A 13841-nucleotide genomic window follows, 5' to 3' on the forward strand; every position below is an offset into this window, starting at 1 on the left:
CCCCGGGGGCGAGTTTCGGACAGTCCCCGGCTCAGCAACGGAGGTCTGCAAGGTGAGTTCACCCGTGCGGCATTACGTAGGAGGCGGGTTCGACGCGTCCGGCGTGCCGTTCCCGCTGGTCGACCCGGTCACCGGGCGCGTCGTCGGCGAGGTGCCGGAGGCGTCCCGGGAGCTGGTCGACCGGGCGGTGGGCGCGGCCCGCGCGGCGCTGCGCGGGCCGTGGGCCGCCTGGAGCCCGGAGGAGCGGGCACGGCTCCTGCGCCGGATCGCGGACGGCATCGAGCGCCGCGCGGAGGAGTTCACCGCCGCCGAGTGCGCCGACACCGGCAAACCCCATGCGCTCGCCTCGACCGTCGACATCCCGCGCGCCGTCGCCAACTTCCGCGCCTACGCCGACCTCCTGGCCGGCCGCCACGAGCGCGCCTGGAACACCCCGACCCCCGACGGGCGCGGCGCGCTCAACTACACGGTGCACAAGCCGCTCGGCGTCGTCGCGGTCATCTCGCCGTGGAACCTGCCGCTGCTCCTCCTCACCTGGAAGGTCGCACCGGCCCTGGCCACCGGCAACACCGTCGTCGCCAAGCCGTCCGAACTCACCCCCGGCACGGCCTGCCTGCTCGCCGAGGTGATCGACGAGGCGGGGGTCCCGGCCGGCGTCTTCAACCTCGTGCACGGCCGGGGCGCCGACGCCGCCGGCCAGTGGCTGACCGAGCACCCCGAGGTGGACGCGGTCGCCTTCACCGGCGAGTCCCGCACCGGGACGACGATCATGCGGGCGGCGGCGGCCCGGCTGGCCCCGGTCTCCTTCGAACTCGGCGGCAAGAACGCCGGACTCGTCTTCGCCGACGCCGACCTCGACGAGGCGGTGGCGGGAACCCTCCGCTCCTCCTTCACCCACAGCGGCCAGGTCTGCCTCTGCACCGAGCGCGTGTACGTGGAGCGGCCGGTCTTCGACGCGTTCGCGGCCGCGCTCGCCGCCGGGGCGAAGGCGCTCACCGGCTACGGTCCGATGATCTCCGCCGCCCACCGCGACAAGGTGCGCGGCCACCTCGCGCGCGCCGCCGCCGACGGCCGGGTCCTCGCTGGCGGGGGAGTCCCCGACTTCGGCGACGCCCGCGACGGAGGCTTCTGGATCGAGCCCACCGTGCTCACCGGCCTCCCCGAGGACCACCCGGCGGTACGCGACGAGATCTTCGGACCGGTCGTGCACCTGGCTCCGTTCGACACCGAGGAGGAGGCGCTGGCCCTCGCCAACGCCGGCCCGTACGGGCTCGCCGCCACCGTCTGGACCGGCGACGTGCGCCGGGCCCACCGCGTCGCCCCCGCCCTCGACGTCGGCATCGCCTGGGTCAACACCTGGAACCTGCGCGACCTGCGCACGCCGTTCGGCGGGGTGAAGGCGTCCGGCATCGGGCGCGAGGGCGGCGACCACTCGCTGGACTTCTTCTCCGAACCGATGAATGTGTGCGTGAAACTGTGACGACGACCCCCCGGACGACCCCGCACGCGACCGAGGCGGTGACGGCCGCCGCCGACCGCCTCGACCGGGCCCGCCGCACCGGTGTCCCCTGCGCCCCGGTGCGCGACCTCCTGCCGCCCGGCGACCTCGACGCCGCCTACGCCGTCCAGGCCCTCCTCACCGGGCGCGGGCTCGCCGGGGGCCGCCGGATCACCGGCTGGAAGATCGGCCTCACCTCGCCCGCCGTGCAGCGGCAACTCGGCGTCACGACACCCGACTTCGGCGCCCTCCTCGACGACACCGCCGTCCCCGACGGCGCCGAGCTGCCCTGGGGCGAGGTCCTCCAGCCGAAGGCGGAAGCCGAAGTGGCCCTCGTCCTGGAGCACGACCTCGGCCACGAACGGCACACCGTCGCCGACGTGATCCGGGCGACCGCCTTCGCGCTGCCCGCCGTCGAGATCGTCGGCAGCCGCGTCCGCGACTGGGACATCACCGCCGTCGACACCGTCGCCGACAACGCCTCCAGCGGCGCCTACGTCCTCGGCACCCGCCCCGTCCTCCTGCGCGACCTCGACCTGCGGACCGCCGGCATGGTCCTGGAGCGCGGCGGCGAGCCCGTCTCCACCGGCGCGGGCGTCGCCTGCCTCGGCAACCCGCTGCACGCCGCCGTCTGGCTCGCCGACACCCTCGTCCGTCTCGGCCGGCCGCTGCGCGCCGGCGACACCGTCCTCACCGGAGCGCTCGGACCCATGGCCGAAGTGGCGCCCGGCGACGTGCTGGAGGCCCGCATCGACGGCCTCGGCTCGGTGCGCGCGGCCTTCGGCCCCGCCACCCCCGAAGGAGACGCCCGATGAACCCGACCGCACTCGCCGAACGGCTCGACGCCGCCGCCCGCGACGCCCGCCCGCTCCCCGGCGGCACCACCGGCCTCCCCGAGACCGGCACCGACGCGGCCTACGCCGTCCAGCAGGCCCTGGTCGCCCTCCGCCTCGCCCGCGGCGAACGCCCCACCGGCGTCAAGCTCGGCTTCACCAGCCTCGCCAAGATGCGCCAGATGGGCGTCGCCGACCTCATCCACGGACGGCTCACCGACCGGATGGAGATCCCGGACGGCGGCCGCCTCGACGTCGCCGGCCTCATCCACCCGCGCGTCGAACCCGAGATCGCCTTCCTCCTCGGCACGGAACTCGCCCCCGGCGGTGACCCGGCCGCCGCGGTCGCGGGCGTCGCCCCGGCCCTGGAGGTCATCGACTCCCGCTACGACGGCTTCCGCTTCTCGCTGCCCGAGGTCATCGCCGACAACACCTCCGCCGCCGCCTACGCCACCGGCCCCTGGACCCGGCCCGAGGACCTCGGGGGACTCCGCTCCCTCGCCAACCTCGGCGTCGTCCTCGAACTCGACGGCCGCCCCGCCGAGACCGGCTCCACCGCCGCGATCCTCGGCGACCCGCTGCGCGCCCTCGCCGCCGCGGCCCGGCTCGCGGGCCCGCTCCCCGCCGGCACGGTGATCCTGGCGGGAGCCGCCACCGCCGCCGCACCGCTGCCGCCCGGCACCCACGTGCGCGCCACCGTCGCCCGCCTCGGCGCCGTCCGGTTCACCACCGGGGAGGCGGCGTGATCGTCCCCGGCGCCGCGCCCCCGCGCGGCCGCTTCCCGCACCTGCGCCGCGCCGGCGACCTGGTCTTCGTCTCCGGTACGAGCTCCCGCCGCCCCGACGGCACCTTCGCCGGCGCGAGCGCCGACCCGATGGGCGTCACGGACCTCGACGTCCGGGTCCAGACCCGGGCCGTCCTCGACACCATCGACACCCTGCTCGCCGCCGCCGGCGGAAGCCTCCGCGACCTCGTGTCGGTCACCGCCTACCTCGTCAGCATGAACGACTTCGGCGGCTACAACGAGGTCTACGGCGAGTACTTCGACGAGACCGGCCCCGCCCGGACCACCGTCGCCGTCCACCAGCTGCCCCACCCCCACCTGCTGATCGAGATCAGCGCGGTGGCCCACCTCCCGCAGGACAAGGAAACGCACCGATGAACCTCAGACCGTTCAACCTCCAGGCGTGGATCGAGGAGCACCGCCACCTGCTGAAGCCGCCCGTCGGCAACGTGCAGATCTGGCAGGACGCCGACCTGATGGTGACGGTCGTCGGCGGCCCCAACCGCCGCACCGACTTCCACGACGACCCCATCGAGGAGTTCTTCTACCAGCTCAAGGGCGACATGGTGCTGCGCGTCATGGAGGAGGAGGGCAGGCCGCCGCACGACCTCCACATCCGCGAGGGCGACGTCTTCCTCGCCCCCGCCCACCTCCGGCACTCCCCGCAGCGCCCCGAGGAGGACAGCATCGGCCTCGTCGTCGAGTTCGCCCGCCCCCAGGGCCACCGCGACGCCTTCGAGTGGTACTGCGTCGAGTGCCACCACCTCGTGCACCGCAGCGAGGTCCAGCTCACCTCCATCGTCGACGACCTGCCGCCCGTCTTCGGGGCCTTCTACGCCGACGAGACCGCCCGCACCTGCGGCCACTGCGGAGCCCTCCACCCCGGCAGGGACTGGCCCGAGGAGCTCCGCCCCCGCACCCGCCGCGACGGGGTGGACGGCGCATGACCGTCGTCGACATCCACGCCCACGTCTTCCCCGAGATCGGCCGCGCCGAAGCCCGCCGCATCACCGGCAGCGACGACGCGCCGTGGCTGCGCACCACCGACGGCCCCGGCACCGGGATGATGATGGCCGGCACCGCCGAGTACCGCCCGGTGCGCCGCACCCTGTGGGACCCGGCCGAGCGCGTCGCCGACCTCGACCGGCTCGGCGTCGACGCCCAGGTGCTCTCCAGCACCCCGCTGCTCTTCGGCTACGGACTCGAACCCGCCCGGGCCGCCGACTGGTGCCGCACCGTCAACGCCCACCTCCTGGCGTACGCCGCCCACGCCCCCGACCGCCTCGCCCCGCTCTGCCAGGTGCCCCTCCAGGACACCGAGGCCGCCTGCGAGGCGGTCACCGAGGCGATGCGGCAGGGCTTCCACGGCGTCCACATCGGCAACCACCTCGGCGACCGCGACCTCGACGACGGCGCGCTCGTGGAGTTCCTGGCGCACTGCGCGCACGAGGACGCGGCCGTCCTCGTCCACCCGTGGGACCTGCCCTCCGGGCCCCGCCACGCCCGGTACATGCTGGCCTGGCTGGCCGGCATGGCCGGCGAGACCCACCTGACGATCCTGTCGCTGATCCTCTCCGGCGCCTTCGAGCGGCTCCCGGCCTCCCTGCGGCTGCTCTTCGCGCACGGCGGCGGCAGCTTCCCCTACCTGCTGGGCCGGGCGGACAACGCGTGGCACCGCCGCGACATCGTCCGCGCCGACAGCCCCCGCCCGCCCTCCGCCTACACCGACCGCTTCTCCGTCGACTCCGCCGTCTTCGACCCGGGCGCGCTCCGGCTCCTCGTCGACGTGATGGGCGCGGAGCGGGTGCTCCTCGGCTCGGACCACCCCTTCCCGCTCGGCGAGGAGGCCATCGGCCGGCTGGTCCGCGAGAGCGACCTCACCCCCCAGGAGCGGGACGCCGTCCTCGGCGGCAACGCCGTCCGCTTCTTCGGACTGACCCCGAGGCTCAAGGAGGCCGCGCGGTGAAGGCAGCCGTCATCGGATCGGGCAACATCGGCACCGATCTCCTCATCAAGATCATCCGGGGCGAGGGGCACGTCACCGCCGCCGCGATGGCCGGCATCGACCCCGCCTCGGAAGGGCTCGCCCGGGCCCGCAGGCTCGGGGTCCCCACCACGGCCGACGGCGTCGCCGGACTCATCGCCCTGGACGGCTTCGACGAGATCGACGTCGTCTTCGACGCCACCTCGGCCGCCGCCCACCACCGCAACGCCGCCGCCCTCGCCCCCTACGGCAAGACGCTCGTCGACCTCACCCCGGCCGCCATCGGCCCGTACGTCGTCCCGTCCGTCAACCTCGACCGGCACCTCGGCGAGACCAACGTCAACATGGTCACCTGCGGCGGCCAGGCCACCGTCCCCGTCGTCGCCGCCGTCTCCGCCGTCACTCCCGTCCACTACACGGAGATCGTCGCCTCCATCGCCTCCCGTTCCGCCGGGCCCGGAACCCGCGCCAACATCGACGAGTTCACCGAGACCACCGCCCGCGCCCTCGAGGAGGTCGGCGGCGCCGCCCGCGGCAAGGCCATCATCGTCCTCAACCCGGCCGAACCACCGCTGCTCATGCGGGACACCGTCCACTGCCTCGTCGACGACGCCGACACCGACCGCATCACCGCCTCCGTGCACGCCATGGCCGCCTCCGTCGCCGCCTACGTCCCCGGCTACCGGCTCAAGCAGGAACCCCAGTTCCGCACGCTCCCCGCCGACGACCCGCTCGTTCGCCTCGGCGCCGGAGGCAGGCTCCTCGTCTCCGTCTACCTGGAGGTCGAGGGCGCCGCCCACCACCTCCCCGCCTACGCCGGAAACCTCGACATCATGACCGCCGCCGCGCTGCGCACCGCCGAGCGCCTGGCCGAACGGAGCCGGAACCGATGAACCGGGTCTACGTCCAGGACGTCACCCTCCGGGACGGCATGCACGCCGTCTCCCACCGCTACACCCCCGACCAGGTCCGCGCCATCGCCGCCGCCCTGGAGGCGGCCGGCGTCGACGCCGTCGAGGTCGCCCACGGCGACGGCCTCTCCGGCTCCTCCGTCACCTACGGTCCCGGCGCCCACACCGACTGGGAGTGGCTGGAGGCCGCCGCCGGCGTCCTCGACCGGGCCCGCCTCACCACCCTGCTGCTGCCCGGCATCGGCACCGCCCACGACCTGCGCCGCGCCCACGCCCTCGGCGTCACCTCGGTCCGCGTCGCCACCCACTGCACCGAGGCGGACATCTCCGCCCAGCACATCGGGCTGGCCCGCGAGCTCGGCATGGACGTCTCCGGCTTCCTGATGATGTCCCACCTCGCCCCGCCCGCCGAACTCGCTGCCCAGGCACGCCTGATGGAGTCCTACGGCGCCCACTGCGTGTACGTCACCGACTCCGGCGGCCGGCTCACCATGGACGGCGTCCGCGACCGGGTCCGCGCCTACCGCGACGTCCTCGACCCGGCCACCGAGATCGGCATCCACGCCCACCACAACCTCGGCCTGGGCGTCGCCAACAGCATCGTCGCCGTCGAGGCCGGCGCCCACCGCGTCGACGCCTCCCTCGCCGGACAGGGCGCCGGCGCCGGAAACGCGCCCCTCGAACCCGTCGTCGCCGTCCTCGACCTCATGGGCATCGCGCACGGCTGCGACCTCTTCCCCCTCATGGACGCCGCCGAGGAGCTCGTCCGCCCCACCCAGGACCGGCCCGTCCGCGTCGACCGGGAGACCCTCACGCTCGGCTACGCCGGGGTGTACTCCAGCTTCCTGCGGCACGCCGAGGCGACGGCCGCGCGCCACGGCCTCGACACCCGCGACCTGCTCGTCGAGGCGGGCCGGCGCCGGCTCGTCGGCGGTCAGGAGGACCTCCTCACGGACATCGCCCTCGACCTCGCCCGCCCCGCCGCCGCCCCCGCAGGCCCCGTTCCCGCCGTCCCCGGAGCCCCCGCATGACGCACGACCTCACCGCACGCGCCGCCGCCCTGGACGCCGCCGACCCGCTCGCCGCCGTCCGCGACCGCTTCCTCCTCCCCGACGACGTCGTCTACCTCGACGGCAACTCCCTCGGCGCCCTGCCCGCCGCCGTCCCCGCCGCCGTCGAGGACGCCGTCCACCGCCAGTGGGGCACCGACCTCATCCGCTCCTGGAACGCCAACGGCTGGTGGGACGCCCCCGTCCGCACCGGCGACGCCATCGGCCGGCTCATCGGCGCCGCCCCCGGCCAGGTCGTCGCCGGCGACTCCACCAGCGTCCAGCTCTTCAACACCCTCCTCGCCGCCGCCCGGCTCCGCCCCGGCCGCCGCCTGCTCCTCACCGACCCGGACCACTTCCCGACGGACCAGTACATCGCCGACTCCGTCGGCCGGCTCCTCGGCCTCGACGTGCGCCGCGTCCCGGCCCGCGACGCCGCCGCCGTGCTCGCCGCCGAGTCCGGGAACGTCGCCGTCGCCGCGTACGCCCCCGTCGACTACCGCACCGGCGAACTCCACGACATGGCCGCGCTCACCGCCGCCGCCCACGCCGCCGGCGCGCTCATGCATTGGGACCTCTGCCACGCGGCCGGCGCCCTCCCCGTCGAACTCGACGCCATCGAGGCCGACTTCGCCGTCGGCTGCGGCTACAAGTACCTGTCCGGCGGCCCCGGCGCCCCGGCCTTCGCGTACGTCGCCCGCCGCCACCAGGACACCTTCGACCACCCCCTCACCGGCTGGCACGGGCACGCCGAGCCGTTCGCCATGTCGGGCACGTACACCCCGGCGGCGGACATCACCCGGGCCCGCGTCGGCACCCCCGCCCTGCTCTCGCTCCTCGCCCTGGAGGCCGCGCTCACCGCCTTCGACGGCGTCGGGATGAAGACCGTCCGGGAGAAGGGCCTCTCCCTCACCGGCTTCTTCCAGGAGTGCGCCGACGCCCTCCTCGACGGACTCGGCTTCACCCCGGCCACCCCGCGCGACCCCGAACGGCGCGGCAGCCAGGTCGCGCTGCGCCACCCCGAGGCGTACCCCCTGGTCGCCGCGCTCACCGCCCGCGGCGTCATCGGCGACATGCGCGCCCCCGACCTGCTCCGCTTCGGCTTCAACGCCCTGTACGTCACCCACGCGGACGTCCTGCGCGCGGTGCGCGAACTCCGCGACATCGCGGTCACCGGCGCCCACCGGGCCCCGGCGTTCCAGGCCCGGCCGACCGTCACCTGACCACCCGCCCGCCCCGCCCCCTCTCCGCGCAGCCCCCCGAAAGGACCGTCCATGCGCCTCACCCGCGGAACCACGGTGCTCGCCACCCTCGTCGCGGCCGCCGCCACGGCCACGCTGCTCGCCCCCGGCACCTCCGCCACACCCGTCGCGGCCGCCGCGGCCGACCCGGACGTCCGGGAGGTCTGCGCCGACCGCCGCCCCGGGCCGGCCGACCCCGGCGCGTACGGGATGCAGCTCGACGGCACGTTCCGCCACCCCGCCCTCACCCCGGTCGACGAGGAGTCCGACCACCCCTTCCCCGGCCGCGCCGACCAGTACGACACCCGCGCGTACATCAGGAACATGAAGGTCGAAGCCGCCTACGAGGGCGCCGACTTCACCCCCGACTACTTCCACACCTGGCAGAACGTCGTCGACTTCGACGGCCGCCGCTACCTCTTCCAGTACGACCGCTCCGAGGGCCGCGTCTACGACATCACCGACGTCAGGAAGGTCGAGGTCGTCGAGAGGCTGAGCCGCGAGGACGTCGACGGCGACGAGACCCGCGCCAACGGCGACTGGGCCGCGCACGACTACTGGGGCGCCTCCACCATCCAGTGGAACCGCAAGCTCGGCGCGTACGTGATGGTGCAGAGCTTCGAGAGCAAGCGGCAGATCTCCGAACTCTCCGACCACCCGCCGCTCGACAAGTACGACAACCCCGACGGCGTCCGGAAGCTGCGGGCCAAGCCCGGCCTCAAGGGGTTCAAGGTCTACCGCCTCGACGGCCCGCGCAAGAAGGACTGGAAGCTCCTCGCGACCGTCTCCACCGACTCCACCCAGAAGGACCCGCTGCGCAGCGACCCCGCCACCGCCCAGCAGGGCTCCGGCTCCATCGACGTGCCCTACTGGACCGGCGAGAAGTACATGTTCCTCGCCACGGCCCCCGACGACACCTACTCCGGCACCGAGTACCCCACCAACCTGCACTCGGCCGGCTACCAGTCCTGGGACATGTCCGACCCCGCGCACCCCCGGCTCCTCGACACCTGGCACCTGCCGGGGCAGCGCACCGGCGAGGACGCCGCCTACCGGCAGAACCCGCGCTGCGGGAACCGCACCAGCTGGATGGGCGCCCGGATGCCGCTCTTCCTCCCCAAGCCCGTGGAGAAGGGCGGGCGTTACGCCTTCGCCGCGATGGGCGGGTACGGCCTCACGGTGCTCGACGTCTCCGACCCCGCGCACATGCGGACCGTCGGTCACCTCGACCTGCCCGCCTCGGTCGCGGGCACCGAGGGCGACAACATCGACGTCTCCCAGTACGAGAAGACCGGGATGATCTACTACTCCGGCTACCCGCTGACCGAGGACTGCCACGAGCCCTACAAGGACGTCTACCAGATCGACGTCCGCGACCCCGCCCGCCCGCGCGTCGTCGGCACCCTGCCCCGCCCCGTCCCGCCGAAGGCGTCCGGCCTCACCGACTACTGCCAGCGGCGCGGCAGCTTCGGCCCCAAGCGCACCGGCTACTACACCAACCCCGGCAAGCACGACGCCGGACTCCTCGGCTACGGCTTCTACAACGCCGGCGTCCAGTTCTTCGACGTCTCCGACCCGGCCGCCCCGGAGATCTCCGCGTACTTCGTGCCCAAGGCGTACGGCCGGGACACCGCCGAGTACGCGTACGGCAACCAGACCCACGGCGTCTACGTCGAGTGGGACCGCAACATCGCCTGGGCCCTGACCAACCACGGCATCTACGCCCTCTCGTCGAAGGTCCTCGGCAAGCCCGACCTCGACGCCCCCGCGAAGCCGTTCCGCGCCAGCGAGTTCTGAGCCGGCGAGTTCCGCACCTGAGAGTTCCGCGCCGCACCTCCGGGGGGCGCCCCGCCCCCCGCCCCCACCCCTCCCCACCCTCCCCGCGCAGAAGGGTCACACCGCCATGACCGCATCCAGCGAATCCGCGCCCACCGCCCCGCCCGCCGACGCCGACGAGACCGCCAGACCGGCTCCCGGAGGCGAGGGCGGCCTGGTCCGCTCCCTCACCCACCGCCAGACCACCATGATCGGACTGGGCTCCGCGCTCGGCACCGGCCTCTTCCTCGGCTCCGGCTCCGCGATATCGGTCGCCGGCCCCGCCGTGATCGTCTCGTACGCCATCGGCGCGGTGCTCGTCGCGATCATCGCCGTCCTGCTCGGCGAGATGTCCGCCGCCCACCCCGTCCAGGGCTCGTTCGGCACCGTCGCCCACCGCTACCTCGGACCCCGGGCGGGCTTCCTCAGCCGCTGGCTGTACTGGTTCAGCGCGGTCGTCGTCATCGGCACCGAGGTCGTCGCCTCCGCCCTCTACATCCGCTGGTGGTGGCCCGAGGTGCCGATGTCGGCGGCCATCCTCGTCATCGCCGCCGTGGTCCTCGCCGTCAACGTCATCAGCGTGAAGTCCTTCGGCACCACCGAGTTCTGGCTCTCCACCGTCAAGGTCGTCGCCCTCTGCGCCTTCGTCCTCTGCGCCGCCCTGCTCGTCGTCTTCGGCCTGCCGGACACCGAGGCCACCGGCTTCGCGCGCCTCACCGACGACGGCGGCTTCCTCCCGCACGGGGCGGGCTCGATCTGGCTGGCCATGTCCGTCGTGATGTTCGCCTACGCCGGCTTCGAGGTCGTCGCCATCGCCTCCGCCGAGGCGGCCGACCCGCAGCGCACCATCCGCACCGCCATGCGCCAGCTGGCCTGGCGCCTCGCCTTCTTCTACCTGCTCTCCCTCACCCTCGTCCTCGCCCTGATCCCGTGGCGGACCCTGGCCGGCGGCGACGGCAGCGTCGAGTCCAGCCCCTTCGTCCGCGTCTTCACCGAGGTCGGCGTGCCCGCCGCGGCGACCGTCACCAACGCGGTCGTCCTCATCGCCGCCATGTCCGCCGCCAACGCACACCTGTACGGCGCCTCCCGGCTGCTCCACTCCCTCGGTGACGACGGCCTCGCGCCCGCCCCGCTGGCCCGGCTCAGCCGGCGCGGCGTCCCCGCGCCCGCCCTCGCCGCGTCCACCCTGGGCATCGCCGCGGCGGCCCTGCTCGCCTTCTACGACGTCAGCGGCCTGTTCGGCATCCTCATGTCGATCGCGATCTTCGCGGTGCTGCTCGTGTGGCTGCTGATCCTCGCCTCGTACGTCGCCTTCCACCGCCACCGGAAGGCGCACCCGGAGGAGTTCACCGGCTTCAGCGTCCCCGGCGGCGACAAGCTCGCGGTCGTCGCGACGGTCGGGGTCCTCGCGGTGGCGGCGACGGCGGTGGAGGTGCCCGACATGCGGCAGGCCGCCGGCATCGGCCTCGCCTTCACCGCCCTCCTCCTCGCCTGTCACGCCCTGACGGCGCGCCGCCGCCGCCCGTGACCCCGGCTCCCCACGCCCCGGGGCCGTGCCGCACCCGCGCGGCACGGCCCCGGGGCCGCTCGCGGGCAGAGCGCCCCGGGCGGCCGCCGTCCCTTCTGCCCGAGACGGTTCATGGGGGTCCGCCCGCCGCGTACGGTGGCATCACCACGTCCCCCACGGAGGTGCCGATGAGCGCGCAGCCCGACCACACCCCACCCCCGCCCCACGCTCCCGCGCCCGGGGCCCCGGCCGAACTCCTCGCCCGGCTCCGCTCCAGCGGCCACGCGGAGCGGTGGGTGCCGGCTTTCGAGCGGGACTGGAGGGCCGCGCTGGAGGAGTCCCGCCGCACGTTCTCCCTCGCCGGGCTCTACGAGGTCGTCCAGGACTGGCAGGGCCGTCTCGCCCACGCACCGGCGGTCGACGCGTTCGTCGCCTCCGGCTGCGACGACAGCGGCGCCGTCGACATGACGAGGTCGGCGGGAAGGCGCCGGTGACCGACCCGCCCTACGCGGTCCGGGCTTCCGCGCGGGCCGCCAAGGTCCTCGACACCCTGCCCGAGCACGTCGAGGACACGGTGTGGGACGTCCTCGAGGCCGCCGCGGCGGACCCCTGGGGCTTTCGCCGGTGGGACGCCGACGACCCCGACGGCGAGGACGTGCGCTACGCCTCCGTCGGCCGCCTGTCCCTCACCTACTGGGTCAACCGCCCCTTGCGCCGGCTGACCGTCCTGGACATCGTCTGGCTCGGATAGGCACCGCGGCCCGCACGCCGCCGCGCGCCTTCCCGGTCCACCGGAACCGGGCCCCGGCCGGTACGGCTTCCCCGGCCGCGCCGTTTCCGCGCGGGTCCGTGTGATCGGATGGGGGCATGACGCGGACCCTGTACCTGTTCAGCAGCGCGGCACCCCCGGTCTTCGACATCGCCCGGGTCATCGAGGAGGCGCAGGCCGACGGCTGGGACGTCTGCCTGGGGCTCACCCCGACCGCGGCCCGGTGGCTCCAGGAATCCCTGGACGGTCTGGCCGCGCTCACGGGCCGGCCCGTGCGGTGGGACCACCCCTTCCCCGGCGAACCGGACGTGTGGCCGGAGCCGGACGCCGTCCTCGTCGCGCCGGCCACCTTCGCCACCGTGAACGCCTGGGCCCTCGGCCTCACGGACGAGTGGATCGTCGGAGTGGTCGCCGAAGGCATGGGCAAGGGCCTACCGATCGCGATGACGCCGTGCGTCGGCAGTGCCCTCACCGCCCACCCGCAATGGGAGCGGTCGATCGAGACGCTGCGCTCCGCCGGCGTCCACCTGGTCGACGGCGAAGGCGGGTTCGTGCCGCACGGGCCCGGCTGGGGGGAGCACTCCGCCTACCCCTGGTCCGAGGCGCTGAAGGCCGTCGCGGACCTGCTGTGAACCCACGGGCGGCGCGACCGGCGTGATCTCCCGGCGACAGCGGAGCGTTAGTGGGAGGCAAGCGGCGGACGGCAGGGTGGGGACCGCCAGCGGGTTCGCCTGCGCGTCGGAGCAAGGAGCACGAAGGAATGAAGAAGATGAGGGCGGCCCTCGTCGCCGCCGCCGTCCTGGCGGGACTCGTGGGGACGGCCGCGCCCGCCCAGGCGTTGACCTACTGCAGCCGGGCCGGCGGCGTCCACGTCTGCGAGTACGGGGTCACCGTCCACCCGCTCCCCGACGGCACGAAGCAGGAGTTCGTCGTCGGCACCGACCTGGCGGTGTGGACCCGCTGGACCAACACGAGCGGCAAGTGGACCGGCTGGCAGTCCATGGGCGGCAGGGTCTCCGGCGCCGTCGCCGTCATCGACCGCTTCAGCGGGGGCGACCCGTGGCGCTTCGCGCTCAGCGTTCCGACCGCCGACGGCTGGCGCTACGTCAACATCCGTGACCACGACGGCGGCTGGAGCGGCTGGATGCCGATGCCCGACCCGGAGTAGTCGTCCGGAGCGGTTCCCGAGGAGCGACGCTCCTCGTCCGCGGGCACCCCGGCCCCCTCCGGTGCCGTGCCGCGCGGACGCGCCCGTCCCCGTACGAGTCCCCGTACGCCGACGACGGGCCCGCCCGGCCCCTCCCGGCCGCCGTCACCCCGCGTGCGGCCGGGAGGGGCCCCTTTGGTTCCGGGGCCCGGCGGCGGAAGGCCGGCGTCGGGGGAGACCAGGGGCGAGCCGGGGAGGGCGCGACGGGAAACCTGAGGACGCCCGGCCGGACCACCGGGCCGG

At 74.6% G+C, this 13841-nt stretch carries 15 protein-coding genes; all 15 read left to right on the forward strand.

What is annotated here, in order from left to right; all coding sequences use genetic code 11:
* Window positions 1-64: 64 nt before the first annotated feature.
* The 15 genes from IE287_RS35370 to IE287_RS35440 all read left to right on the forward strand — a co-directional run bounded on the left by IE287_RS35370 (window position 65) and on the right by IE287_RS35440 (window position 13559).
* Window positions 65-1480, forward strand: coding sequence for a 2-hydroxymuconic semialdehyde dehydrogenase (locus IE287_RS35370; protein ID WP_229883951.1), 1416 nt, complete (start codon window positions 65-67; stop codon window positions 1478-1480).
* Entirely contained in the window at window positions 1477-2313 is an 837-nt protein-coding gene (locus IE287_RS35375) for a 2-keto-4-pentenoate hydratase (RefSeq protein ID WP_189853510.1), read from the forward strand. Before IE287_RS35370 ends, IE287_RS35375 begins: the two co-directional genes overlap by 4 nt.
* Window positions 2310-3077, forward strand: coding sequence for a 2-keto-4-pentenoate hydratase (locus tag IE287_RS35380; protein WP_189853511.1), 768 nt, complete (start codon window positions 2310-2312; stop codon window positions 3075-3077). The genes IE287_RS35375 and IE287_RS35380 overlap by 4 nt, the downstream gene beginning before the upstream one ends.
* Complete coding sequence (locus IE287_RS35385; RefSeq protein WP_189853512.1) at window positions 3074-3493, forward strand: RidA family protein; 420 nt, start codon at window positions 3074-3076, stop codon at window positions 3491-3493. The genes IE287_RS35380 and IE287_RS35385 overlap by 4 nt, the downstream gene beginning before the upstream one ends.
* Window positions 3490-4062 (forward strand): 3-hydroxyanthranilate 3,4-dioxygenase, encoded by a 573-nt coding sequence (locus IE287_RS35390; protein ID WP_189853513.1) that lies wholly within the window; start codon window positions 3490-3492, stop codon window positions 4060-4062. Before IE287_RS35385 ends, IE287_RS35390 begins: the two co-directional genes overlap by 4 nt.
* A complete protein-coding gene (locus tag IE287_RS35395; protein WP_189853514.1) occupies window positions 4059-5081 on the forward strand; it encodes an amidohydrolase family protein in 1023 nt (340 codons plus the stop codon). The genes IE287_RS35390 and IE287_RS35395 overlap by 4 nt, the downstream gene beginning before the upstream one ends.
* A complete protein-coding gene (locus IE287_RS35400) occupies window positions 5078-5992 on the forward strand; it encodes an acetaldehyde dehydrogenase (acetylating) (RefSeq protein WP_189853515.1) in 915 nt (304 codons plus the stop codon). Before IE287_RS35395 ends, IE287_RS35400 begins: the two co-directional genes overlap by 4 nt.
* On the forward strand, window positions 5989-7041 hold the full coding sequence (dmpG, locus tag IE287_RS35405) for a 4-hydroxy-2-oxovalerate aldolase (RefSeq protein WP_189853516.1): 1053 nt from the start codon (window positions 5989-5991) through the stop codon (window positions 7039-7041). Before IE287_RS35400 ends, dmpG begins: the two co-directional genes overlap by 4 nt.
* The gene (gene kynU / locus IE287_RS35410; protein ID WP_189853517.1) at window positions 7038-8282 is read left to right on the forward strand and encodes a kynureninase; all 1245 of its coding nucleotides are present in this window, start codon (window positions 7038-7040) and stop codon (window positions 8280-8282) included. The genes dmpG and kynU overlap by 4 nt, the downstream gene beginning before the upstream one ends.
* Before the next feature lie 51 nt (window positions 8283-8333).
* Window positions 8334-10097 (forward strand): LVIVD repeat-containing protein, encoded by a 1764-nt coding sequence (locus IE287_RS35415; RefSeq protein ID WP_189853518.1) that lies wholly within the window; start codon window positions 8334-8336, stop codon window positions 10095-10097.
* Between the two features lie 106 nt (window positions 10098-10203).
* Entirely contained in the window at window positions 10204-11643 is a 1440-nt protein-coding gene (locus tag IE287_RS35420) for an amino acid permease (RefSeq protein ID WP_189853519.1), read from the forward strand.
* Between the two features lie 167 nt (window positions 11644-11810).
* Window positions 11811-12116 (forward strand): DUF6247 family protein, encoded by a 306-nt coding sequence (locus tag IE287_RS35425; protein WP_189853520.1) that lies wholly within the window; start codon window positions 11811-11813, stop codon window positions 12114-12116.
* Window positions 12113-12373: a hypothetical protein gene (locus IE287_RS35430; RefSeq protein WP_189853521.1), complete on the forward strand. Its 261-nt coding sequence runs from the start codon at window positions 12113-12115 to the stop codon at window positions 12371-12373. The genes IE287_RS35425 and IE287_RS35430 overlap by 4 nt, the downstream gene beginning before the upstream one ends.
* A gap of 116 nt (window positions 12374-12489) precedes the next feature.
* Entirely contained in the window at window positions 12490-13023 is a 534-nt protein-coding gene (locus tag IE287_RS35435) for a flavoprotein (RefSeq protein WP_189853522.1), read from the forward strand.
* A 128-nt stretch (window positions 13024-13151) separates the two neighbouring features.
* Window positions 13152-13559 carry a DUF8189 domain-containing protein gene (locus IE287_RS35440; protein ID WP_189853523.1) on the forward strand — a complete coding sequence of 136 codons (408 nt, stop codon included), beginning with the start codon at window positions 13152-13154 and terminating at the stop codon, window positions 13557-13559.
* Window positions 13560-13841: the final 282 nt, after the last annotated feature.

The sequence above is a fragment of the Streptomyces omiyaensis genome (assembly GCF_014650895.1).
GTDB classification, from domain to species: Bacteria; Actinomycetota; Actinomycetes; order Streptomycetales; family Streptomycetaceae; genus Streptomyces; species Streptomyces omiyaensis.

Bases quoted from the DNA above. Each gene is read 5' to 3' on its own strand.
- dmpG (WP_189853516.1), top strand. From the start codon at position 5,989: ATGAACCGGGTCTACGTCCAGGACGTCACCCTCCGGGACGGCATGCAC.
- IE287_RS35435 (WP_189853522.1), top strand. From the start codon at position 12,490: ATGACGCGGACCCTGTACCTGTTCAGCAGCGCGGCACCCCCGGTCTTC.
- IE287_RS35420 (WP_189853519.1), top strand. From the start codon at position 10,204: ATGACCGCATCCAGCGAATCCGCGCCCACCGCCCCGCCCGCCGACGCC.
- IE287_RS35440 (WP_189853523.1), top strand. From the start codon at position 13,152: ATGAAGAAGATGAGGGCGGCCCTCGTCGCCGCCGCCGTCCTGGCGGGA.
- IE287_RS35390 (WP_189853513.1), top strand. From the start codon at position 3,490: ATGAACCTCAGACCGTTCAACCTCCAGGCGTGGATCGAGGAGCACCGC.
- IE287_RS35415 (WP_189853518.1), top strand. From the start codon at position 8,334: ATGCGCCTCACCCGCGGAACCACGGTGCTCGCCACCCTCGTCGCGGCC.
- IE287_RS35395 (WP_189853514.1), top strand. From the start codon at position 4,059: ATGACCGTCGTCGACATCCACGCCCACGTCTTCCCCGAGATCGGCCGC.
- IE287_RS35380 (WP_189853511.1), top strand. From the start codon at position 2,310: ATGAACCCGACCGCACTCGCCGAACGGCTCGACGCCGCCGCCCGCGAC.
- kynU (WP_189853517.1), top strand. From the start codon at position 7,038: ATGACGCACGACCTCACCGCACGCGCCGCCGCCCTGGACGCCGCCGAC.
- IE287_RS35425 (WP_189853520.1), top strand. From the start codon at position 11,811: ATGAGCGCGCAGCCCGACCACACCCCACCCCCGCCCCACGCTCCCGCG.